Source organism: Streptosporangium sp. NPDC001681 (genome assembly GCF_040298085.1).
Lineage (GTDB): Bacteria > Actinomycetota > Actinomycetes > Streptosporangiales > Streptosporangiaceae > Streptosporangium.
The window spans coordinates 1-23284 of record NZ_JBEOZN010000146.1; the positions used below are offsets into that span (position 1 = coordinate 1).

Annotated in this window: 17 protein-coding genes and 2 pseudogenes; 4 read left to right on the plus strand and 15 right to left on the minus strand. The window is 71.0% G+C overall.

Going from position 1 to position 23284, the window contains the following annotated elements:
* Window positions 1-267: 267 nt before the first annotated feature.
* Window positions 268-1242: pseudogene (locus ABT130_RS40395) on the plus strand (RNA polymerase sigma factor); the annotation flags it as partial.
* 14 nt (window positions 1243-1256) lie between these two features.
* On the opposite strand, the gene ABT130_RS40400 reads toward ABT130_RS40395, so the two are convergent.
* The 4 genes from ABT130_RS40400 to ABT130_RS40415 form a co-directional block, all read right to left on the minus strand.
* Window positions 1257-2087: an NAD(P)H-binding protein gene (locus tag ABT130_RS40400; protein ID WP_350964803.1), complete on the minus strand. Its 831-nt coding sequence runs from the start codon at window positions 2085-2087 to the stop codon at window positions 1257-1259.
* Window positions 2088-2378: 291 nt separating this feature from the next.
* Window positions 2379-3353, minus strand: coding sequence for an ABC transporter substrate-binding protein (locus ABT130_RS40405; protein WP_350923774.1), 975 nt, complete (start codon window positions 3351-3353; stop codon window positions 2379-2381).
* Between the two features lie 12 nt (window positions 3354-3365).
* Window positions 3366-4397: a LacI family DNA-binding transcriptional regulator gene (locus tag ABT130_RS40410; protein WP_350964806.1), complete on the minus strand. Its 1032-nt coding sequence runs from the start codon at window positions 4395-4397 to the stop codon at window positions 3366-3368.
* Window positions 4398-4964: 567 nt separating this feature from the next.
* On the minus strand, window positions 4965-6134 hold the full coding sequence (locus ABT130_RS40415; RefSeq protein WP_350923768.1) for a UDP-N-acetylglucosamine--N-acetylmuramyl-(pentapeptide) pyrophosphoryl-undecaprenol N-acetylglucosamine transferase: 1170 nt from the start codon (window positions 6132-6134) through the stop codon (window positions 4965-4967).
* 357 nt (window positions 6135-6491) lie between these two features.
* Between ABT130_RS40415 and ABT130_RS40420 the strand changes: the two genes are divergently transcribed.
* Window positions 6492-7703, plus strand: a complete 1212-nt coding sequence (locus tag ABT130_RS40420; protein WP_350923766.1) for a leucine-rich repeat domain-containing protein — start codon at window positions 6492-6494, stop codon at window positions 7701-7703.
* A gap of 205 nt (window positions 7704-7908) precedes the next feature.
* Here the strand turns inward: ABT130_RS40420 and ABT130_RS40425 are convergent, their stop codons facing one another.
* The 3 genes from ABT130_RS40425 to ABT130_RS40435 all read right to left on the minus strand — a co-directional run bounded on the left by ABT130_RS40425 (window position 7909) and on the right by ABT130_RS40435 (window position 13698).
* Window positions 7909-8166: a zinc metalloprotease gene (locus ABT130_RS40425; RefSeq protein WP_350964808.1), complete on the minus strand. Its 258-nt coding sequence runs from the start codon at window positions 8164-8166 to the stop codon at window positions 7909-7911.
* The gene (locus tag ABT130_RS40430) at window positions 8120-9949 is read right to left on the minus strand and encodes a discoidin domain-containing protein (RefSeq protein ID WP_350964811.1); all 1830 of its coding nucleotides are present in this window, start codon (window positions 9947-9949) and stop codon (window positions 8120-8122) included. The genes ABT130_RS40425 and ABT130_RS40430 overlap by 47 nt, the downstream gene beginning before the upstream one ends.
* A 290-nt stretch (window positions 9950-10239) precedes the next feature.
* The gene (locus ABT130_RS40435) at window positions 10240-13698 is read right to left on the minus strand and encodes a serine/threonine-protein kinase (protein ID WP_350964814.1); all 3459 of its coding nucleotides are present in this window, start codon (window positions 13696-13698) and stop codon (window positions 10240-10242) included.
* Between the two features lie 180 nt (window positions 13699-13878).
* On the opposite strand from ABT130_RS40435, the pseudogene ABT130_RS47885 reads away from it, so the two are divergent.
* A pseudogene (locus tag ABT130_RS47885) lies at window positions 13879-13935 on the plus strand (hypothetical protein); the annotation flags it as partial.
* Window positions 13936-14482: 547 nt separating this feature from the next.
* Here ABT130_RS47885 and ABT130_RS40445 read toward each other — a convergent pair.
* A complete protein-coding gene (locus ABT130_RS40445; protein ID WP_350964820.1) occupies window positions 14483-15238 on the minus strand; it encodes a DUF2071 domain-containing protein in 756 nt (251 codons plus the stop codon).
* A gap of 55 nt (window positions 15239-15293) precedes the next feature.
* Window positions 15294-16850, minus strand: coding sequence for an FAD-dependent monooxygenase (locus ABT130_RS40450; protein ID WP_350964822.1), 1557 nt, complete (start codon window positions 16848-16850; stop codon window positions 15294-15296).
* Window positions 16851-17169: 319 nt separating this feature from the next.
* Here ABT130_RS40450 and ABT130_RS40455 point away from each other — a divergent pair, with 319 nt between their 5' ends.
* Complete coding sequence (locus ABT130_RS40455) at window positions 17170-17541, plus strand: VOC family protein (RefSeq protein WP_350923753.1); 372 nt, start codon at window positions 17170-17172, stop codon at window positions 17539-17541.
* Between the two features lie 210 nt (window positions 17542-17751).
* On the opposite strand, the gene ABT130_RS40460 is transcribed toward ABT130_RS40455, so the two are convergent.
* The 6 genes from ABT130_RS40460 to iscB all read right to left on the minus strand — a co-directional run.
* Entirely contained in the window at window positions 17752-18396 is a 645-nt protein-coding gene (locus ABT130_RS40460; RefSeq protein ID WP_350964825.1) for a LysE family translocator, read from the minus strand.
* A 178-nt stretch (window positions 18397-18574) separates the two neighbouring features.
* The gene (locus tag ABT130_RS40465; RefSeq protein ID WP_350923749.1) at window positions 18575-18955 is read right to left on the minus strand and encodes a hypothetical protein; all 381 of its coding nucleotides are present in this window, start codon (window positions 18953-18955) and stop codon (window positions 18575-18577) included.
* A 310-nt stretch (window positions 18956-19265) separates the two neighbouring features.
* Window positions 19266-20366 carry a winged helix DNA-binding domain-containing protein gene (locus ABT130_RS40470; protein WP_350964828.1) on the minus strand — a complete coding sequence of 367 codons (1101 nt, stop codon included), beginning with the start codon at window positions 20364-20366 and terminating at the stop codon, window positions 19266-19268.
* 108 nt (window positions 20367-20474) lie between these two features.
* Complete coding sequence (locus tag ABT130_RS40475) at window positions 20475-21272, minus strand: GNAT family N-acetyltransferase (protein WP_350923744.1); 798 nt, start codon at window positions 21270-21272, stop codon at window positions 20475-20477.
* A 49-nt stretch (window positions 21273-21321) separates the two neighbouring features.
* Window positions 21322-21906: an MOSC domain-containing protein gene (locus tag ABT130_RS40480; RefSeq protein ID WP_350923742.1), complete on the minus strand. Its 585-nt coding sequence runs from the start codon at window positions 21904-21906 to the stop codon at window positions 21322-21324.
* On the minus strand, window positions 21869-23284 hold a 1416-nt coding region (iscB, locus tag ABT130_RS40485; RefSeq protein WP_350964830.1), incomplete at its 5' end, for an RNA-guided endonuclease IscB. The genes iscB and ABT130_RS40480, both read right to left, overlap by 38 nt.

Sequence of the window (23284 nt, forward strand, 5' to 3'; positions counted from 1 at the left end):
TTGTCCTCCCGTCGGGGGGGGGGGGGGGGGCCCCGGCCCGGGGGGGGGGGGCCCCCGCCCGCCCGCTCGGCGGCAGAACCCGACGACCGCACCCCATGAGAGCCCCGGCGGCGGAGGCTCTCCGCTCCCGGCGAAGGACACGACGGCGAGCCAGGCGCCGCAGCACACCTTCGCGGGACGTACCTTGAACTGCACGGGTTGTTGTATCTGACCAGACCCAGGGAAGGTGTGAACGCCATGGAAGCCGCCACCGTGGAAGGCACCGTTGAGGAAGACGAACTCGTCCTGACCGACGACGACGAGATGCCCGCCGCCCTGGAGGCGAGTGTCGGAGCGAGCACCGACCCGGTCAAGGACTATCTCAAGCAGATCGGCAGGATCCCCCTGCTCAACGCCGAGCAGGAGGTCGAGCTCGCCAGACGCATCGAGGCCGGCCTGTTCGCCACCGAGCGGCTCAACGACAGCGATCTACTCCAGCCCGACGTGCGCGCGGAGCTCGAATGGCTCGCCGAGGACGGCCACCGGGCCAAGAACCATCTGCTGGAGGCGAACCTGCGCCTGGTGGTGTCGCTGGCCAAGCGCCACACCGGCCGGGGCATGCTGTTCCTGGACCTGATCCAGGAGGGCAATCTGGGCTTGATCCGCGCCGTGGAGAAGTTCGACTACACCAAGGGGTTCAAGTTCTCCACGTACGCCACCTGGTGGATCAAGCAGGCGATCACCCGGGCGCTCGCCGACCAGGCCCGCACCATCCGCATCCCCGTGCACATGGTCGAAGTGATCAACAAACTGGCGCGCGTGCACCGGCAGATGACGACGGACCTGGGCCGCGAGCCCACCCCCGAGGAACTGGCCGTGGAGCTGGAGATGACCCCGGAGCGGGTCGTCGAGGTCCAGGGCTACGGCCGAGAGCCGATCTCCCTGCACAGCCCGCTGGGCACCGAGGGCGACAGCGAGTTCGGCGACCTCATCGAGGACTCCGAGGCGATCACCCCCGAGGACGCGGTGGCCTCCGCGCTGCTCCAGGAGCAGCTGCACACGATCCTGGAGGCGCTGTCGGAGCGTGAGGCCGGGGTGGTGGCGATGCGGTTCGGGCTTGGCGACGGGCGGCCGAAGACCCTGGAGGAGATCGGCCGCGCCTACGGGGTGACCCGCGAGCGCATCCGGCAGATCGAGTCCAAGACCATGACGAAGCTGCGCCACCCCTCGCGCTCACGGGCCCTGCGCGACTATCTGACCTGACCGGCCGCCGGAGCTCAGCCGCCCATGCGCGCGGCGAGGGCGGCGGCCGTCTCCTCCAGGCCGGTGGCCGGCCGGCCGAGCAGGCGCGCGAGGTCGGGGCCGGTCGCCGCCAGGGCACCCGCGCGCACCGCGGGGAACAGGCTGCCCAGCCAGCCGGCCTCCGCGTCGGTGATCTCCCGGTAGCCGACGGGGCTGCCCAGGACGCGGGTGAGGACCACGGCAAGCTCCGGATAGGTCCAGAGCGGGCCGTGCAGCTCGTAGGTCGCGTTCTCGTGCCCGGCGCCGGTCAGGGCGGCGCTCGCCGCCAGCGCCAGGTCGCGGAGCCGCGCGGTGTTGAGCGGCCGGCCGCCGGTGGAGGAGGTGATCTCGCCGGTCTGCCTCGCCTGGGCCAGTGCGGTCCCCAGGAACGCCTCGGAGTAGAGCGCGTTGCGCAGCACGGTGTAGGCCGTCCCCGACTCGCGAAGCGCCCTTTCCGTGGCCGTGTGGTCGGCGGCCGGGCCCTGGCCGTTCTCCGCGCCGGCGGCACTGGTGTAGACGATCCGGCGCACCCCCGCCCGGACGGCGCGGTCGATGACCGTGCGGTGCTGCCGCACGCGGACCCCGGGCGTCATGTCCGGGCCGGACACCAGGAGCAGGATCTCGATCCCCTGGAGAGCGGCGTCCAGACCGGCGGCGTCGTCGTGGTCTCCCCGACGCACCTCGACACCGCGTCCCGGCAGGTCGGCCGCCTTCTCCGGGGTGCGGGCGAGGGCGACAAGGTCGCCGGGAGGGGCTTTGGCGAGCAGGTCCTCGACAACGAGGCGTCCTAGATTTCCCGTTACACCGGTCACAGCGATCCTGGTCAACTACGGCTCTTCTTTTCCGGCCCCCCGCGGGCGGCCTGGTCGGTGACAGCGTGGAGATGCCGAGGGAGCGTACCGGCGACGGGCCTTCGCCCGCCTCCGATTTAACTCCCGCCACGCTCCGGGCCGTCACCGCCGCCCGGCGGGGGCCGGGCCACCCACCGGGCTCTCCAGGCACGCGACGGTGTCGCGCGCCGTCGTCTCCCAGGCGATCGGACCGCCGACGTCCGGATCCCCGGTGTCGGCGGTCCCCGGCCACCGGCGAGGCCCCGGGGGACCTCGCCGCCGGCACGGCTAGTACTTCCGATCGGGCAGGGCCGCCTTGGCCTGCTCGGGGGTGAAGGTGGTCTCCTCGGTGAGGACCCGCTGCGGGATCTGCTCGCCCTTGACCGCCTTCTTGACCAGGTCCATCAGTTGCGGGCCGAGGAGCGGACTGCATTCCGCGATGAAGTTGATCTTCCCGTCGGCCAGGGCCTGCATGCCGTCCTTGACCGCGTCGATGGTAATGATCTTAATGTCGGTGCCCGGCTTGAGCCCCGCGCCCTCGATCGCCTCGATCGCCCCCAGACCCATGTCGTCGTTGTGCGCGAACAGGACGTCGATGTCCTTGTGCGCCTTGAGGAAGGCCTCCATGACCTCCTTGCCCTTGGCGCGGGTGAAGTCACCGGTCTGCGAGGCGATGATCTTGAACTTGGGGTCGGCCGCGATGGCGTCCCCGAAGCCCTTCTTCCTGTCGTTGGCGGGTGCGGAGCCCGTGGTGCCCTGAAGCTCGACGATGTTGACCGGGCCCGGCTCGCCCTCGTACTCCTTGACCAGCCACTCGCCGGACTTCTGACCTTCGATGACGAAGTCGGAGCCGATGAAGGTCCGGTAGAGCGAGGTGTCGGCGGAGTCGACGGCCCTGTCGGTCAGGATGACCGGGATGCCGGCGTCCTTGACCTCCTTCAGCACGGTGTCCCAGCCCGACTCGACCACCGGCGAGAAGGCGATCGCGTCGACCTTCTGCTGGATGAACGAGCGGATGGCCTTGATCTGGTTCTCCTGCTTCTGCTGGGCGTCGGAGAACTTCAGGTCGATGCCGGCCTCCTTGGCCGCCTCCTGGACGGACTTGGTGTTCGCGGTCCGCCAGCCGCTCTCCGCGCCGACCTGCGAGAAGCCGAGCGTGATCTGGTCGGATCCGACACCGGCCCCGGTGTCACCTCCGCCGCAGGCGGTGAGCACGAGGGTCAGAAGCCCGGCGGCCAGCGCCGCGGGCACTTTCTTGAACATGGTTTCTCTCTTTCAGTGGGGGGTGGGACCGCTGCTCTCCCTGACCACCAGTTCGGGTTCCACGATGCGCGGGCCTTCTTGCTCGGTGCCCTGGATCCGGTCGAGCAGCAGCCGGAAAGCGTGCCGGCCGACCTCGCCGAAGTTCTGCCTGACCGTCGTCAGCGGCGGCCAGAAGTAGGCGGCCTCGGGCACGTCGTCGAAGCCCACCACGCTCACGTCCTCGGGGACGCGCCGGCCGGCCTCGCGCAGGGCCCGCAGCACCCCCAGGGTCATCTGGTCGTTGGCCACGAAGACCGCCGTGACCGACGGATCGCCGGCCAGCCGCTTGCCGAGCCGGTAGCCGGAGTAAGCGCTCCAGTCACCGGCCGCCGCCTCGGGCACCGGCCGCCCCTCGGCCTCCAGAACGGACCGCCACCCCTCGACCCGTCCCCTGGCGTCGATCCAGTTGGGAGGGCCGGACAGGTGCCAGACCGTCTCGTGACCGAGGCTCAGCAGATGTCGCGTCGCCCGTACGGCGCCACCACGCTGGTCGACCATGACGACGGGGACCGGGATGTCCTCCCCGGCGTCCACCGCGACCACCGGGAGACCGGGTGAGAGGTGGCGCAGGCCGTCGGCGGCCGACTCGTGGGGAGCGACGATGACGATGCCGTCGACCGACTGCGCGCGCAACCGCTCGACCCCCTCACCGATCGACCTGCGATTCAGCGCGCCGAGGCTGGCGATGTTGACCATGTAGTCGTTCTGCCTGGCCGCCTGCTCGATCGCGTAGAGCGTGGAGGCGGGCCCGTACAGGGTGGTGTCGAAGCTGACCACGCCGAGCACACCCGAGCGGCCCGTGACGAGCTGGCGCGCGGCCGGGTTGGGCCGGTAGCCGAGCTTGTTCACCGCCGCCATGACGCGCGCCCGGGTCTCGGGGCGCACCCTGTCGGGCGCGTTCAGTGCTCGCGACACGGTCATGGCGGAGACCCCGGCGAGCTCGGCGACGTCGTCGAGCACCGCCGGTCTGGTCCGCGCCCTGCCGTCGTCGGAGCTCGGTGTCATGGGTTCCTCGCCATGTTTCGCTGGGGTTACCAGAGTGTTTGCGATAACACAGAACCTGTCAATACCGAGGAAGACACCTTTCCTCCACTCTGCCCGGAGAGCTGGATTTCCCTTCCCAGCCGGAGTTTCTTCCCGAATCGTGACACCGGATACTCTTGACGCCCTAGCTGATAGCGCTAACAATCAGAGCCCGACAACCACCCCTTCCGACCCGCACACAAGGGCGCCGGGCAGGACCTGAGAGAGGTGGACATCGTGGAAGAGCGTCAGGCGTCCTGGAGTACGGGTGGCACCAGGACGGCGAGCCCGCAGGGCGGGTGCGCCGGGAGCCGGCGCACGACCCCGGCCAAGGGCACCAGGGTCGTGCTGGCGCGGACGGTTCCCGCGCGGCCGGCCGGCCTGCGCACGACGGCGCTCGCCGCCCGGCAGACGCACCTGGAGTTTGCTCTTCGCGGCCGTTTAGGGCGAGCCCCGGTGCCGGCCCGAGGGCCGTGTCGAGGGCCGTGTCGAGGGACTGCGGAAGCTGTACGAGGAGCGTCTGGGCCGACGGCGGACGGGCGCACCGGTTCAGCCGGTCTTGCCCACCCTCGCCTCCTCCAGGAGCACCAGGGCCAGCGCGTCGGCGGCGTCGACACGGCCGAGGGAGCCCGCGGCGCCGGCCATGGCGGCACGGGCGCCCGGATCCCGCAGGAGCGCGTCCAGCTCGGCCAGGAGCGCCTCGGCGGTGGGACCGTTCTCCAGCAACGCCCGGGCGGCACCCGCCTCGGCGAGGTAGCGGGCGTTCTGACGCTGCTCGTCGGCGGCGGAGGGCACCAGGGGGATGAGGACGGACGCCTTGCCCACGGCGGTCAGCTCGGCGACGGTGCCCGCGCCGCTGCGGGAGACCACGACATCGGCCGCGGCGAACACGTCGGCCAGCTCCGCACCGACGTACGGCACGGGATGGTAACGATCGCGCAGCCGCTCGGGGAGCCCCGCGGCGGTACGGGTGAGCTGGCCGATCCAGTCGGGGCCGCACTGGTGGAGCACCTGCGCCCTGGCGAGCAGTTCGGGCAGGATCGTCTCGACCATGGTGTTGATCTGACGGCTGCCCTGCGCGCCGCCGGTCACGTAGACCACCGGCAGGTCGGGTGAGAGCCCGAAGTGGCGCCGTCCGGCGTCGACGTTGCCGCGCAGCAGATGGGGACGGACCGGGTTGCCGGTGACCACGGCACGGTCGCGCACCCCGGCGGGCAGGTGCTCGATCGAGGAGGGGTGGGTCAGCGCGATCCGCCGGGCGAAGCGCGACAGGATGCGGTTGGCCAGACCCAGCGAGGTGATCTGCTCGTGCATGACCAGCGGGCGGCCCAGCACCCGGGAGGCGACGCCCAGCGGCACGCAGACGTACCCGCCGGTCGACAGCACCACGTCGGGGCGGTAGCGGGCGGCGATGCCGAAGGCCTGGAGCACGCCGACGGGGATCCGGAACATGTCCACGAGGTTGGTGACCAGCTCACGCGGGTTGGGCGAGCGCCTGAGCTTCCCGGCCTTGATGGCCCGGAACGGGATGCCGTGCTCCGCCGCGATGCGGGCCTCCAGGCCGGTCGCCGTACCGACCCAGAGCACGTCCAGGCTGAGCCCCCGCGCGCCGGCATGGTCGCGCAGGGCCGCGACTGTGGTCAGCGCGGGGTAGGTGTGGCCACCGGTTCCACCTCCGGTGACGAGCAACCGCAGGGTCCGGTGATTGCCGGCGTCCATGTCTGTCCATCCTTCCGATATCACGACGGTCCATGTTCGCGGTGTGCCGGACTGCTCCTGAGCCCCGGGCACGCCACCCGGGCCTCCGACGAAGATCCACTGACGAGCGACCGCAGGGTCCGGTGAATGCCGGCCTCCATATGTCGGTTCATCCTTCCGATGTGACAATGGTTCGTGTTCGCGGGGCGCACCGGAGTTCTCCGGGGCCCCGGGCACGGTACCCGAGGTCTCAGCGAAGATCCACATTGCCCTTCGTCGCCGGGCGGTCGCGCCCGGTGGTTTCTCCGACACGCCCGGCATCCGGGAGCGTCACTCGAACGGCGCACGGCATTCGTTGCGGTGAGTACCGTATGTGACATGGATTTGACGGAAGAGCATTTCGCCGGGGCGTCGGAACGTCTTGGTGACGCGCTGACGGTGCTCCGGCAGCGAGCCGGGGCCGGCGCGGAGGCGCTGGACTATTTCGGTGACATCGCCGAAGAGCTGCATCCGATCGGATCCTGGCTACGGCGACCGGCTCAGGCCGGGGAGTGGCCGCACCACATCATGCCTCCCGTCTACGGCCTACTGTTCGCCCAGGCGTGGTCGCTGGCCTTTCCCGGCGAGGCACCTTCGGTCTTCCCCCACGGCGCGGAGCGGACCGAGTCCGGGTGGACCGTGCAGCGGGCCACCATCTGGTTCGGCGACACCTACGTTCCCGGGTGGCTGGATGTGAAGGCGCCGTTGATCGTGATCGGTTCGCTGGTGGTGGAAGGGCTTCTCGACGACGGCGACGTCTCGGAGAGCTATCTCGCGGTGACCGGTGACCTGCGGGCCCGCGCGATCCACAGCGCGGCGGACCACCTGGTGCTCGGCACCGTCGCCGCGGGAGTGATCTTCTGTTCCGGAAACGACGGCTCCCTCGTCGCGGGCGGGGACATCATGGCGGACCTGTTCGTGCCCGCCGAGCACGCGTACGAGCACTACGGCCTGCTGCGGGCCGGTGTGGTCGGCGTCGGCGACCGCGCCGACATCGTGGCCGAGCGGCTGGCGCCGTGGCTGCCCTCGGGCTACGTCCGCCTCGGCGGGCTGGGCGAGCCGGTGGACCGCTGGCGTGTCCTGCAGGAGGCCGCCGCCGGGCGGTCACCGGTGCTCGCCCAGCCCCGGCCGGTGATGCTCCCGCCGCCGGCGCTCCTGCTCTCGGCCCTCGCCGCACCGGCCGGGGTGACGGAGCTCGACCTGTCCGGCAGCCGCCTGCACCGCATCCCCGAGGACATCTCGGCCCTCACCTCGCTGACCCGGCTGGACCTGGAGCACACACCGCTGACCGGCCTGGACGGCATCGAGGGTCTGCGCATGCTGGAGCACCTGTCGATCAGGAACACGCCCGTGCGGTCGCTGGCCCCGCTCCAGGCGCTGAAGGATCTCCGTCACCTCGACGTCTCCTACTGCGAGGACGTCCAGGACTGGGCCGTGCTCCTCGACCTGCCCTCGCTCGACACTCTCGTCGCGCACGGCTGCGCCCTTCCGGCGCACGTACGCGCGCTGCTCGTCGCCAGGCTCGGCGACCGGATCATCGGGCGGGGCTAGGGCCTGTCCCGCGGATCTTGCCGTGGCGAGGATCGGCCAGGTGGTGTCTCGCAAGGCGGAGGAGGGAGCCGCAGCCGTGCTGCGGTGACCGACGACAACGCGGCGAGGCGCCGCCTGGGCGACCGCAGTAGGCAAAAGATCCAAGGGCCAGGGCCTAGGCGAGGAGGACGGCCGGGCCCCGGCAGGGGCACCGGCCGAAGAGCTCTCACAGGCCGTAACGGCTCTTGAGATGGCGCCACCAGACGCGGAACATCCACTTGTCGAACTCGGTGATCTGACTGGCGCTTCCCGCCTTCATGAGGAAGCCTCCGACGCCGGTGGGCGGCCAGTCGTAGAAGTCGTCGAGGCCGAAGCTGTGTCCCAGCTCATGGAGCAGTATGTGTATGTTGTCGGCGTTGAGGTTGTTCACGTAGTACTCACTGCCGATGCGCTGGCCCCAGTCGCCGCCCGCGCCGCCGCTCATACCCGCGGTGAGCCACAGGGACATGTCGTAGTGGCGCGCGAGACCGCCGGGGCAGTTGGGATACTGGCCGTTCTGGTTGAACAACCGGCCGCAGGGCTGGGCGCACTGGGGGGGCGTTCTCACGGATGTCGTTGACGTACACGTCCACGGAGCTGTCGCTCCACTGCAGGGTGGCGCGGTCGCGCACGGCCCAGCCGACCACCTTGACCGGGACGTTCGCGTACGGCCAGCCGTTGTGGCCGGCCATCACGTCCATCCACTTCTTGAACTGCCGGGCGAGCGAGGCGTGGATCTGGTCGCGCAGGGTGGCCGAGACCGGTGCCGAGGAGTCCCACCGCACGCAGTAGTTGATGCTCCCGCCGTTGGCCATGACCTGGTCCCAGCCGTAGTTGCGGAAGGCGGAGGGCCCGGGGTTGTAGGTGCTCTCGACGTGCTGCCAGACCTGGTTGAGCGGGGTGACGAGGCTGGCCGGCGGGCTCCAGCCGGTGCCGCCGCCTCCCTCGCCAGGTGACTCGGTGGCGTAGACCTTCACCTCCAGCAGGCCGACCGAGCCCGCGCCGCTCTGCAGCAGCACGCGCAGCCTGGTCGTGGTGACGCCGGTGAAGGTGACCCTGTTGTAGGCGTTGACCGCCGTCGGGTAGCCACTCGCGCCGGCGACGTCGGCGTAGGCGCTCCCGTTCCAGTACTGCAGCCTCCAGGACGCGGGCACGCGCACCCCGCCGTTGTCGTCGAAGAAGTACAGTTCGGCGGAGTTGAGCCGCTGCGGCCCGCTCCAGGTCAGCTCGGCCCACTGGGTGCCGGTCTCGGGCCAGGTTCCCCAGCGCGGGTTGGCGGAGTCGTTGGAACTCGCCGGGGTGAACCCGTCGTTGATCGCGTTCACCGACTCCCAGGGGGAGGTGTAGGACGCCGACGCGATGGCCGAGCCCGCCACGTTGACCGCGCCGCCCCCGCCGCCGGAGCCCTGGGTGACGGTGACCGTCACATCCGAGGTGGCCGAGGAGGTGCCGTCACTCGCGGTGAGCCGCACCGTGTAGGTGCCCGCGACGGTGAACGAGGCCAGCGTGACGGCCGCGGTCGGCGCGGTGAAGACGGCCGTCCCCGGACCGCCGACCAGCGACCAGGCGGTGCTCAGGGTGCCGTTCGGCAGCGCGTCGTCCTTGACGGTGCCGAGCAGCCGCACCTGTGCGGGCTGGTTGTAGGCGGGATCCTTTCTGGCGAGGACGTACGGGGCCTGGTTGGTCGCGGCGGGCGGGCTGCCCGCGGAGTTGTAGATCTTGACCTCGGTGAGGCCCGTCCTGAGGCCCGCCCGGTGAGTCATCAGCACCCGGACCCGCTGGGCGCCGATCGCGGGGAAGCGGACCCGGTTGTAGTTGGACACCGGCGCCGCCGGGCTCTTGGCCTGGTTGGGGACGGTGACCCAGGTGCTGCCGTCGTGATACTGGATCTGGTACATCGCGGGTTCGGCGTAGCCTCCCGCCGCCCGGTCGTTGCGGAAGTGCAGCCGCACCTCGTTGAAGGTCTGCGACGAGCCGAGGTTGATCTCGTACCAGTCCTGAGCGTTGGCCGAGCCCTTGGCACCCCAGATCGGATCGTTGATGGTGTAGCCGTCCACCGCCGCGGCCGTGGTGGTTCCGGACGCTGTGTAGGAGGCCGTGGCGGCCCGGCCCTGGGCGAGGTTGGCCGGGGCGGCGCCGGTGGTGAGGTTGACCCCGGCCTTGGCGAACATGTCGACCACCCGGGCGTCGGTCTGCACCACCTGGGTGGGCGCCTGCATGCCGGGCATCGCACCGAACGTCCTGCACCTGGTTGAACTGGTTGGTCACCCCGCTCACCTCGACGGGGAGCCTCGCCAGGTTCACGTCGGCGCCAGGGGCGAACGAGAGCCCGTCGTAACCGCCGATACGGCGCGGTCTGGCCCCCAGCCCCGCCGGCTTGGCCCAGACGGCGCCCTTTGCACCGGCCGTCTGCTCCGAGGTCAAGCCGAGATGTCCGCCTGTTTCTCGGCTTTCCCGCTTTGTCGTCAGCCGCGGAGAGCGGATCCACACGTCCAGGGTCGTTGGCGTACCGGTGGCGTCAGTGGCACACCTTTCGGTACGGCAGGTCCGGGATGTGCTCTCGCCACTCGGCCTCCGTCAGCGCCCGGCCCGCTCGCACGCACACGGCCGCGACGGCCCGCTCAGGCGCGGTCGGGTAGGAGATCAGGTCCCGGTGCCACCCAGCGGCCCTGAGGGTGCCGTCCGCGTCGAATGCCAGGGAGGCGAGGAGGTCGGTGGGCCCGGCCAGCGGCGGTCCGATCGGCCGGCTGGTCACGGGGTCCCAGAGGCGGATCTCGCCCGGAGTGCCCGACGCGAGCAGCGTCCCGTCGGAGGAGAAGGCGACCGCGTTGATCGCGTTCTTGCCATGCTGGACGAGGCTGAGGCGCTTGCCGGTCCTGGCGTCCGACACCGCGACGCGACCTTCCTCCACTCCGACGGCCACGAACCGCCCATCCGGGCTCACCGCCGCGGCGGAAAACGAGATCGTGCCGGGACTCTCCCAAGGACTCGGCTCTCCCGACGGTTGATCCGTCATCTTGCCGTCGGTGGAGAGCACCCGCCCATACGGCAGGAGGGCCAGCGCCCCGCCGTGGGGGAGGCGGAGGCCTCCGGCCGTCTTCCGCGTCCGCAGATCCCACGATCTGCTGACCTCGATGCCGTCCTCGCTGACGGAGGAGACGACCAGCGTCCTGCCGTCGGGGCTGAACGCGCGGGCGAGCTGGGCTACCTTGCCCGGATCGTCGAGGTCGGGGAGACGGCTCAGGGTGGCCACGTCCCACAAGGTGGTGCGGGCGGGACCCGGCCGCGGGCTGACGGCGAGGGTCCGGCTGTCCGGACTGAAGATCACGTGAGCGTAGCCGGCGGGCTCCTCCGCCGCCTTCAGCTCGCCCAGCAGGCGGCCTCGCGCCACGTCCCAGAGCTCGACGGTCGTGGCGGGGCGGCCGGCGAGGGCGAGCACCCGGCCGTCAGGGCTGAGAGTGGCGTCCGCCCGCTGGGAAACCCCCAGCGTCGGGGGGCGGAGGTAGGCGGAGACGTCGAGGGAGACGATCGAGAACGGAGGCTCGAAGGTGCTGTAGCGGAGGGTCCCGCCGTCCGCGTCGAATCTCACGAGAGCGGCCGCCCCGCTGTCCAGCGGGTATTCGGCGATCCTGGCCCGGTCGGCCACTCGCCACAGGGTGATGTGACCGGGGTCGACGACGGCGAGGTGACGGCCGTCCGGGGTGTAGGCAAGCAGGTCGTCGCCGAAGGCGTTCCGCCAGAGGGCACCCGGCGCCTCCAGCGGCTCGTCAGCGGGCTTTCCCGACGCCACATCCCAGAGCAGGACGTCGTGGTGACGCGCGATCGCCAGAGTTCGGCCATCGGGCGAGAACTTGATGGCGTGAATCGCCACTCCCTTGGGCAGCGTGGGAACGGGAAGCCGTCTGGCGCTGGAAAGGTCCCAGATCTCGGCCGCCCCCTCCTGGTGGAACAGCGCCGCGTAACGGTCTCCTGGGCTTACCGCCACGCTGTCGAACGAGCCGCGGTCCAGCAGCGGTTTGCCGTCGCCCACCCGCCACAGCTGGGTCCGCTCCCGGTCAGTCCTCGCCCAGAACACCCGGGTGCCGTCGCCGAACTCGGCATGCATGAGGTTCTCGTACCGTTCGCCGAGCGGTTTCCCCGAGCGCGCGTCCACCAGCCTGACGGTGTCGTCCCCCGCGAGCAGCAGGGTCAGCCCGTCGCGGCTCACCGAAGCCGTGTCCGAGTCTCCCGACGCCGAGTCGGAAAAAGCGCGGATCCGTTCGTGGGTGGCGACGTCCCAGACGCGCACGCCGTCCTCGTCCGCCGCGTACAACGTCCGCCCGTCACCGGCGAGCCAGCTGTACTCCGACGAGAAGACATCCAGCCGGGACTGGGCCAGCGACCCGTAGAGCGCGGTACGCGCCTCGTCGACCGGCGAGATCCGCCAAGCGGCGGCGCTCAGCAGCATCGCGGCCCGCGGATCGGTGGATCGCAGGGCCTCCGCACGCGCGGAGACCGAGCGTGCGGTCGCCTGGTCGAGATTGGCGGCGAGGGTCACGCCCTGCCGTACGGCTACGGCCACCGCGCTCAGGGCGATCGCGAGCAGCAGCGCGAGACCGGCGGTCACCAGCCGGCGGACGCGGCCGCGCCGCCGTGTGAGATCCGTACCCGCGTCGAGGAACGAACGCTCCAGCGCGTTCAGGGTCAGATGGCGCCGGCCGGTGGCCGCCCACCACAGGGCGGATTCCAGGGTCCGGCCCTGCGGGGGGTCGCCGTGGCCGTCGCGCCAGCGCCGGGCGGCGGTGGCGAGCTCGCGGTGCACCACGAGCCCAGGACGCTCGGCCTCCACCCACTCCCGGAGCCGGGGCCAGGCCCGTAGCAGGGCCGTCCGGGAGATCGTGACCTCGTCCCCGCCGGAGGTGACCAGGCCGGCCGCGGCGAACGCCGCCAGCACCTCGTCCGCGCCCGCCGGGAGTTCCGCGCGCTCGACGCGCCGGACCGTGTCCTCGCTGTCGGCGTCGACGCCGACCATGCGCAGGAAGGCCTCGGCGACCAGTCCCCTCGACTCGGGCGTGAGCCGTGCGAAGACCTCCTCCGCCCGCGCGCCGAGCGACGGGTCGCCGGAAGGGGTACGGATCCCCGAGGCGGCCCTGGCCCCGGCCTTCAACGGGTCGATCCCCCCTCCGAGCAGGCCCATCAGCAGTTCGCGGGCAGTGGGGCGGGAGGCGGGATCCTTGTCCAGCGCCGAGGCGACGAGGGCACGCAGCGGGTCGTCGAGGTCGCCCAGATCGGGGTCGAGCGACAGGACTCGGTACATGACGGCACCCAGGCTGTCGGCCCGGAAGGGGTCGCGGCCGGTGGCCGCGAACAGGATGATCGCTCCCCACGCGAACACGTCGGCCGGCATGCCGGCGCGCTGCCCGGTGAGGACCTCCGGCGCCATGTAGGTCGGCGTCCCGGCGACCAGGCCGGTGGAGGTCAGCGACATCTCCACGGTCCTGGCGATGCCGAAGTCGATCACCCGGGGTCCGTCGGGACCGAGCAGGACGTTGTCGGGCTTGAGGTCGCGGTGGATGACCCCGGCCTCGTGGATCGAGGTGAGCGCGGTGGCGACGGCGACCGCGAGCCGGTGCAGGTCGGCACCACCGAGCCGGCCGCGCTCGCGCAGGAACCCCCGCAGGCTGGGCCCCTCGATGTACTCGCTGACGATGTACGGTTTCGGCGCCGCGAGGTCGTGGCCGAGCACCCTGGCGATGCAGAACGAGGCGACCCGCTCCGCGGCGGTCACCTCCCGCGCGATGCCGTGGTTCAGCCCGGGATCGCCGTAGAGGACCTTGACCGCCACCCGCAGGCCGTCGTCGTCATAGGCCTCGTAGACGACGCCCTGCCCGCCCGAGCCCAGGCGCCCGGCCAGCCAGTAGGCCCCCAACCGGACCGGATCCCCCGGTAACAGCTCGCCACTGCCCGCCATGTCCCCCCCGTTCCGTTTGATTTTCATACGGTTAGTCGGAGCGTGGGCGGACTTTGTTCACGCCCGACGGCCTCACCCGGAGACGACCCGCGGTCGTCACCCGTCGCCGCCTCGCACGCCCGGAACACACCCGGATCCGGGCCGGCGCCGGGTGTCGATCGTGCGGCGTTCGCCGTCGCGCCGGCGGCCCGGCTCCGGCAGCACGGCGTGCCGGTCGGCCTCACCGCCGTCGACGACCTCGTCAACGCGCTGGCGGCCTCCCCTCCGGACTCGCTGCCGAGGCTGTACTGGGCCGCCCGCATCAGCCTGGTACGGCGGGTCCACCGCCCGCGAGTGCAGCAGGGCGCCGAACCTCCGCGGGTCGTGCACGTTCAACTCCACGTCGAGGTCGGCGGCCCGGCCGGCGAACAGCTCGATCAGGCCGGGGGCCACGTACTCGGCGAACAGGCTCGACGCGGCGACGCGCGGCAACCGCCGGCCGCGGGCCGCCTGGCCCGCCTCAACGATCGTGCGCTCCTGCAGGCTGAGCATCTCCATCGCGCGGCTCGCCAGCCGCAGGCCACCGGGGGGAAGGCGAGCCCGGAGGCCGTCCGCGTGAACAACTGGCCGCCGAGCTCCCTGCGCAGCTGGCCGATGTGCAGCGAGACGGCGCCTCCGACACCTCCAGCTCCCCCGCCGCCGGCTTTACCGAACCGAGCCGTACCACTGTGGCGAACGCGCGTAGCTGGGTGGGTGTCACGCGTGGAACGCTACGGCACGAGCTTCACGAGCAACAGGGAGATCACTGGGGGCTCCGTAGGGCGGCGGGCGATCAGCGGGCACGGGGTGCCGCGAGGCGCAGGGGCGGGGTGTGGATGTCGAACGGCAACCGCCGCTGGGCCAGGATCGAGTGGGGCACCGAGTCGGGGGTGGTCAGGCCGAGCTGCTCGAAGACGCGGAAACGCGCCGAGACGGCGGTGAGATGCCGGGGGCGCATCGGCGGGTGCCAGATGCTGTAGGTGCCGATGTGCCCGTCGCGGCGGCGATACCAGCCGAGGGTGGGATGGGTGAGCATGGCCATCCACTCGTGCTCGCCGTCGAAGCCGTCGAGCCGTACGGAGCGCGCGCCGGTCCCGACCGCCTCGCAGGCGGCGTTGTCGGCCTCCAGCCGCCAGCGCGCGGGGGTCGCCTCCCAGCTCGCGGCGATGTCGATACGCGTGCGGTCCCACGGCATGCCCCACAACCACTTCGGCACGGCGACCAGCGGATGATCGAGTCCGGTGCAGAAGAACCAGACCCCGGGTCCGCCGGCCGTCGTGACGTACGCCCGGTAGTTGATCTGGCCGCAGCCGATGGCCACGGGTGGCAGGAAGCGGAAGTGGAAGTCGCGGTCGCGGAAGGCGACCGCGGAGACCAGCGCCCCGTTACCCCCGTCCTCGAAGGTGAACTCGGCGGGGGCGAAGCCCTCGGGCAGCAGGCGGGCGAGCGCGCCAGTGGGCACCCGGTAGCTGACGATCGCGAAGTCGTCCAGCTCCGTCCGCGCGTGGTGCCAGCGCGGCGACGGTCTCGGGGTCCCGTTGAAGGCCATGAGCGCACAGGGTAGGGCAGGCGAGGGTCACCTGGACGGCGCGGAACGAGAAGACCTACGCGGGGTCGCCGAACCAGGTGGCCAGCGCCTCCCGGAGGCCGAAACTCACGGGGTCGCCCGTTTCCTCGTCAGGGGCCGCCCAGGCGACGTAGCCGTCCGGGCGGATCAGCAGCCCGGCGGGGACCCGCCGCCTGGAAGTGGCGGTGACGACGTCCACCCGGTCCTTCCAGCCCGCCGCCGTCTCATCCAGCTCGTCGCCCCCACCGAGGTCGAGGAGGAGCGGCCGGGCGCCGTGCGTCAGGTCCGCGAGCCGCACGGTGCCCGCGTCCGTGGCGAGGGAGAGATCCGGTGCCGGGCGGCCGAGGAGGGGGTGCGACGCCGGACGGGCACCCCCCATGTCGTAGCGGATGTCCGAACCCGCCATGAGCTCGGCGATGTGCCGCCGGTTCTCCTGGTGTTCGAGCAGCTCGGCGAAGAGCGCGCGCAGCGCGGTGACCTCTCCCCCGGGCGCGAGCAGGGCGGCCTGCGCCTGAGTGTGCATGACGACCCGCCGGCCCACGGGGTGCCGTTCATCGTGGTAGGTGTCGAGCAGTCCCGGCGGCGCCCAGCCGTGAACCTCGGCGGCGAGCTTCCAGCCGAGGTTCACGACATCCTGCAGGCCGAGATTGAGCCCGGGGCCGCCGACCGCCGAGTGGACGTGCGCGGCGTCCCCGGCCACCAGCACGCGACCGGCGCGGTAGCGGTCGGCCAGCCGGGTGTTGCCGCCGGTGAGGCGGCGGAGCAGATGGGGTCCTCGACTCGCGGGCGGGGTCATCGGCAGGTCGGCCCCGAGCACCCGGTGCACGCTGTCACGCAGCTCCTCCAGGGTCATCGGCACCCGCTCGTCGATCTGCTCCCGCCGCCCCCACTCCATGGTGGTCACGAGGTGCACGCCCGGCTCGAACGACGCGAGGGCGAACACGCCGTGTGCGGTTCGGTGGATCATGAACGGCCTCCAGCGCGCCCCGGCCAGCAGCAGCTCGCCGGTCGCGGGGTCGAGCACGGAGGCGGGCAGGACGGCGTGCGCGCTGCGCGACACGACGTCCTCGGCGGTGACACCGGGGAAGCCGATGCCCACCCGCTTCCGTACCACGCTGTGGGCTCCGTCGCAGCCGACCAGATAGCGGGTGCGCAGCTCGTAGTCTCCGTCGGGGGCGTGGACGGCGACCGTGACACCGTCCCCGTCCTGCGCCAGGTCCACCAGTTCGTGGCCGCGCCGGATCTCCACCCCGAGCTCCAGCGCCCGCTCATGGAGCAGCTGTTCCAGGCGGCGTTGCGGGATCGGGAGGGTGTGCAGCGGGCCCGGGTCCAGCGTGCTCAGGTCCAGGGGCATGCCGCCGAACATGAAGAACGGCACGGGAACCGGGGGCTGTGAGGTACCGGTGAACCGCCGGTACAGGCCCCGGCTGTCGAGAACCTGGACCACCTGCCCGACCAGGCCATTGGCCCTGGGCTCCTCGCCCGGCTGCGGCAACCGCTCCAGCAGCACCGGGCGGACGCCTGCCAGGCTCAGCTCGCAGGCCAGCATCAGCCCGTTCGGGCCGCCGCCGGCGATCACGACGTCAACGGACATCACAAACCTCCTTGATCGGATGAGGGAGCGGGCGCGATGGCACACCGCCCGCCGGGGGCCGGCGGAACAGCCATGGCCCGTATACGGCCACGCGTCGAAACCGTCTCGGTGCCCGCGTACCGCCCGCGAATGTCAATATAGGTTGACACCGACCCTACGTCAACCCTAGTTGACGAGAGGTCTGTGCCCTCCCCCGAACACCGGGGAGCACATCTGGAAGCACGGCCGCGACCGTGCCCGGTGGCCGTGTTCGCGTCAACGGCCGCGGCCGGGATCCTCCGGGTTCCCCCCTGCCGGGAATTGCTGCCAGGATCGGCACATGGTGAGGATCGGACAGGTGGTGCTGGGCGTCACCGACATGCGACGTGCCGTCGACTTCTGGACGCGGGCGCTGGACTACGCACCCCGCGAGGGCGAGACCGGGGACGACTGGACCGTGATCGACCCGGTGGAGGGGAACGGCGTCCCGCTGGCACTCGACGTCAGCCGGACACCGGCGCGCCGGCATCCCCGGATGCACCTCGACCTGTTCGCCCCCGACGCCGCCGGGCAGGCGTCAGAGGTGGAGCGGCTGGTGTCACTGGGGGCCGAACGGGTCGCCTGGGACCTCTACCCGGACGACCCCGACTTCGTGGTCCTCGCCGACCCCGAGGGCAACGTCTTCTGCGTCATCGACCTCAGTCACGGCTGAGAACCGGAGCGCGGCCACCCGGCCGGGCCCGTCCCGCCCCGTATCCAGGCGGTTTCCCGCCAGGCACGCCATGCGGCCGACTACGACATGGGGCTCCTGCACGAGCGCGTGGCGGCCCGGGTGTCACCCGCCGGAGGGGTTACCCCGGGCCGGGTCTCAAGGCGTACCTGGACGACATCGCGACGGGCCGACACCGGCGAGAACGGCTCCCTAGGCGGCCACGGCGGGCGAACGGTCACCGGCGATGCGAATGGCGAGGCCCGCGAGCACGGTGCCCATCAGGTAGCGCTGCACGCGCATCCAGGTGGGCCGCCGGCCGAGGAAGGTCGCGACCGAGCCCGCGGTCAGCACGATCATCGCGTTGACCGACAGGGCGATGACGATCTGGGTGGCTCCCAGCAGGAGGCTCTGCGTGCCGACGTCCCCCCGGGCCGGATCGACGAACTGGGGCAGCAGCGACACGTACAGGATGGCGATCTTGGGGTTGAGCAGGTTGGTGACCAGCCCCATGGAGAACAGCCGCCGCGGCGGGTCCGCGGGGAGGGCGCCGGGGGCGAAGATCGGCTCACCGCCGGGCCTGACCGTCTTCCAGGCCAGCCAGAGCAGGTACCCGGCGCCCGCGAGCTTGACCGCGACGTAGACGGCGGGCACCATCGCGAAGATCGTGGCGATCCCGGCCACCGCCGCCAGCAGGTAGACCAGGAAGCCCGCCGCGACGCCCGCCAGGGAGATCAGCCCGGCCCAGCGCCCCTGCGTCACGGACCGCGACACCAGGTAGATCATGTTGGGGCCGGGAGTGAGCACCAGGCCGAGGGCTACCGCGGCGATACCCGCGAGGGCGCTGACAGAGATCATGGGCACATCATCGAGCATCCCTCCTGCCGGGAGAACAGCCAATTTTCAGAATTGGCCTGGTAACCATCGATTCCGGCCGCCGACCGATCGGACCAGGGCCCGGAGACGCCCTCGCCCCGGCAGTGAAGCCCCTGGCCAGGCTCGCCCGGTTAAGGACACCCGATATGACAGATGAATTCTAGTATCGGTAGTGATAAATGGCGTTGACGGTGGCATACGTGTTGAAGTCGGCATCGCCGTTGTAGTAGTTCCACCAGGCCTTTTCCAGGCGCGAGTCGACAACGGAACATCGGCTGGTGCGAGAACCACCACGCTTGATGGAGCCTATATAGACCTGCCCCTTTCCCACTACGCGCCCGTTGACCCGGAGGGTGCACTTGCCCCCCACCCAGTCGATGTGACGACGGCTCTTGTTCGTGACGGTGACATGGATCACACAGGCGGTCTCACACCATCCGAAGCGCAGCTTGAGCCGGATTCCAGGGGCCTCCGCGGCCGCGGCCGAGGGAACGGCGACAAGCGCGGCGGCGCACAGGAGAGCACTTATCAGAGCGATCAAACGTCTCATGGCATGCCTTAATCCGGAAATCACCATATTTAACCGATAATTTCACGTGACTCCATTCACCACAACGCTGTTCATCGATGGCCCGCCAGGGCCTCATCGAGGTTCTTCGCCCTGACAACGCAGACCACGGACACGCCTCGGGAAAAGGCGGAACGCCATGCACTCGCCCTTCACCACGAAAAGGCCGTCTCCGGCACCCCCGCCGGCGGGCGGCGAGACCTCGCCTCAGAACTCCCCGAAGCCCCGGCACCGCCCACCTGGCCCATCGGCCGGCGCGGCGGGGAGGCTGCGCGACCCGCGGTCAGGCCTCGTGGAAACGGATGTCGCGAGATGACGCCTCAGGGGCGACGAAGTCGAGCAGGCGTGCTCCCTCCACCTCCAGGTCCGCCCGCTCCCCCGCGCTCACCGGCGCGAACAGCTTCACCTCCAGGATCGCCTCGCCCCGTTTCCCCGTCACCTTCCACATTCCCCGTACAAAGCCGTCGACCAGTACCGTCGCCTTGATGATGCCGTTGACCGTGAAGATCCGTCCCCGATACTCCTCCTCCGTGATCCGGGTCCTGGTCCGCGGGGCGAACGACAGCAGCGTGTTGTCGAACTCCGACAGGTAGCGCACCGGGGCAGGGGTCTCGGGGCTGGGGCGCGGCGCCTCTGGCAGGTCGAACAGCTCCGCGCCGTCCTCGGTCGCGAAGGTCCGCAGGCCCATCCCGCGGACGATCTCCCCCAGACGGGTCATGCCCGACCACTGCTGGACGTCCATCACCGTGGCGGGACCGTAGGCGGCGAGATAGCGGCGGATCGCCTCCTCGGCGGAGGGCCGCTCCTCCTGCGACCGGCCCAGCCATGCCTCCGCGGTGGTGTGGGTGGCCTGGCCACCCACACCCCAGATGCCTCTCGGCGGGACCTGCACCAGCGCCAGCGTGTTGCGCACCCCGGCGGCCAGGGCGTCGGCGGGGGAATCCGGCCACCGCTCCCGCAGCACCGCCCCGAGCTCACGGAAGGTCAGCGGACGCTCCTCCACCAGCTCGCGCCCCGCGGCGGTCAGCTCGTCCAGGTCCACGCCGGCCAGGCCCTTGCTGTGCGTACCCCGCAGGCCCCGCGCCAGCAACGGTCCCAGCAGCGGGCGAAGCGCCAGGCAGTCGTCGGCGGTGACCAGGTGGATGGTGGAGCGCATCAGCGCCAGCCTCACCACCAGGCGCTCGTTGATCAACCGGGCGAGGTCGTCGTGGGCGAACCCGGCCAGGCGTGCCCAGAGCCCGACGTAGGGAGGGTTGGGGGCCTGTGCCTGCATGCCGTACAGGTGCCGGACCGCCTCCAGCGCGGACAGCTCGGCGCGGGCCAGCAGCAGCTGCCGCTCCAGGGTGGCCCGGTTGAGCGCGCGCCGACTGAGCACCTCGGGCATGCGTGTCCTCTCATCGCGAGTCGCGGCGGCGCGGCCTCGTCTTGATCCACTTCAAGCTACCAGAACGGAATAATTCACCCCACACGGCTTCCAGCGGGCGGTGCCAGGTCAGAGGGTCGGCGGCACCCACACATACGGCGTCGTCGTCGTGATCGCCTCCAGCCCGAGCCTGGCCAGGATCGGGCGGCTGGCATCGGAGGCGTCCACCTGCACCAGCCGGAAACCTCGCGCCACCGCCAGCTCCGCCCGGTACGACACCATCGCCCGGTAGATACCCCTGCCCCGCCACTCCTTCAGGGTCGAGCCGCCCCACAGGGAGACGAAGTCGGTGCCCTCGTGGAAACGCACCCATGCCGCGCACACCAACTGCCCGCCCGCCTCGGCGATCACCACCGTGCACGGATCTCCAGGACCGGCGAGCTCGCGCTCCAGCATGCCGGGCAGCCAGCCGTGGTCGGCATCCCAGACCGTCTCCTCCAGCTCGCGGATGCGCTCCAGGTCATCCCGCCCCGCCACCTCGCGCAGCCGCACCCCGGCGGGTGGCACATGGGCACCGGCCAGCTCACCGGCCTCGCCGACGAGCACCGTCTCCCGCTCCCCCGCCTCGAACCCGGCCACCACGAGCCGCTCGGGCAGGTCGGCGGGCAGGTCATAGCCGTGGTACTTCCACTCGACCTCGCGCCCGACCCGGGTGAAGAAGTCCCGCTGGCGCGCGATGAAGGCGTCCAGTTCGACACCCTGCAAACCACCAAGGTCGCGATATGTCAGGAAACCTTGGCCGTGGCCGTTCGACACGACCCTCAGCAGCGGCCCGATCCTCTCGGCCGTGCGACCCGGCATCGGCCGGGCCCGGAGCTGCTCGTCATATGCCCGAAGGTAGGCGGAAACCCGCGATGAGATGTCCATTGGAGACAGCCAACCACACACTTATCGGCTTCGACATGGCGTTATGGACCTAGACACGGTCCAGGCGCCGGTGCGGGAGCGGTGGCCGCTCCACCTCGATCGGATCGCCGGGCCGCACCTCACCGCCCGCCACCACCACGCTCATCACCCCGGCCCTGCGGACCAGCTCACCGTTCTCGTCCCGGCCCACCACCTGCCTGAGCAGGCCCTTCTGGAAACCCTCGATCTGCCCACAGGGATTGCGCAGCCCGGTCACCTCCACCACCGCGTCCCGCCCCAGTCTGAGCAGTGTCCCCACCGGCAGGCCGAGCAGGTCGACGCCCCGGGTGGTGACGTTCTCCCCCAGCTCTCCGGCGGCCACCGAGAAGCCCGCGGCCCGCAGTTCGTCGTGGAGCTCGGCCTGGATCAGATGAACCTGGCGCAGGTTGGGCTGGGTGGGATCCTGCGCCACCCGCGACCGGTGTTTCACGGTCACCCCGAGATGCGCGTCCCCCTCCACGCCCAGCCCGGCCAGCAGCCGGATGGCGGGTTCCGTGAACTTGCCGAAGGTGTGGGTGGCGCTACGGCTGACCGCCGTCACCAGGATGCCCCGGCCTTCAGGCCGGGGAGGAATCGGGAGCGGGAGGGCCGTCAAGGCCCGAGCGTGCTCTGACCGGTCGGTCATTTTGATCGACTTCTTTCCGGGTCGTGTAGCCGTAGCCGTCCGCGCGCTGAAGATGACGGACGTGCCGGTGGTTGATCCCGGCGACGCGGCCGTGCCGGGTGGTGATGTCGAACGAGCCAGAAGAGCGGACCAGGACTCGCCCGGCGTGAACCCCGGCCTTCTTGCCCGCCGGGACGTTCGCCCGGACCAGGTCGCCGGTTTGGAAGCCGTGGTGCCGTTTGCTCCGTGGCCGGACAAGACGGGGGAACCCGTATCGGTCGGGGATGGTGCGGGCGTAGGTGCCGCGCCCGGTCGCCTTGGCCACGAGCACGGTGGACGGCCAGGCGGCCACGCTCTCCAGGTGGCCGACGTGCAGCGCGTCCAACGTGTGGGATTTCGGGGCGCCGGTGCGGGAGCGGTTCCATTTGGTGCGCCCGCCGGAGTCGGTGTGAACGGGCAGGTCGGTGGCTTTCAGGGCCTGCCACAGTGCCCAGCGGGTGGTGTTGACGGCGGCGGCGTCGCGCAGCGGTGCTTTCGCCTGCTTGAGGATTTCCGCGAGGAGGGCGGGCTTGTCCTTGAGGAACTCCTGCACGGGGGTGGCGTTCTTGGTCTGGTTACACGGGATGCAAGCCAGGGTGAGGTTACTGACGCGGTCGGAGCCGCCCCGGCTGCGGGGGTGGATGTGATCGAGGTTCAACGGCACGTCCTGCTTGCCGCAGTAGGCACAAGCGCGCCCCCATTTGGCGAGCAGGTATTCGCGCACCTCGTACCCGGCGAGGGTGCCCTGCTGGTATTCCGCTCCTTCGAGCGGTCGCCCGGCCGATAGGGCGTGGGTGTCGAAGGAGACCTTCTCCACGTGGACGGCGGTCACGGGCGCCCACCGGGTCAGCCGCGCCACCCACGACACGGTGGTGTCGACGCGGTGTCGCAGCGACGGCGCGAGCCACCCTTGCGGTTTGGTGCGGTTGAGGAACCGGGGGGAGCGGTAGCGCAGGTTCGCGCTACGGCGCCGCCGTCGATACCGCGAGCGGGCGGTGAGCTTGTCGCGGATCGCCGCGCCTCGGTGGTCGAGCTGGATCGCATACCGTCCGGCCCGGCTCCCGTCGTGGCCGGTGAACACGGCCAGGCCGGTGTGCTTGGAGCCGGGGTCGATACCGACCTGTAGGCCTGCCACGGTGGAATCGGCAACCGACCGGTCCTTGAGGCGGATGACGAACGGGGTGTGACGCACCACCACCGCCCGCCCGGCCGCCGGCAGACGGCGGGCGCGGGCGGGGTGGCAGGGGTCGAGCGGGTGGCCGCGGGCGTCCAGGACGAACACGGCCGGGTGAACCTCACGGTTCGCTCCCTCGGACACCGAAGCGCCCTC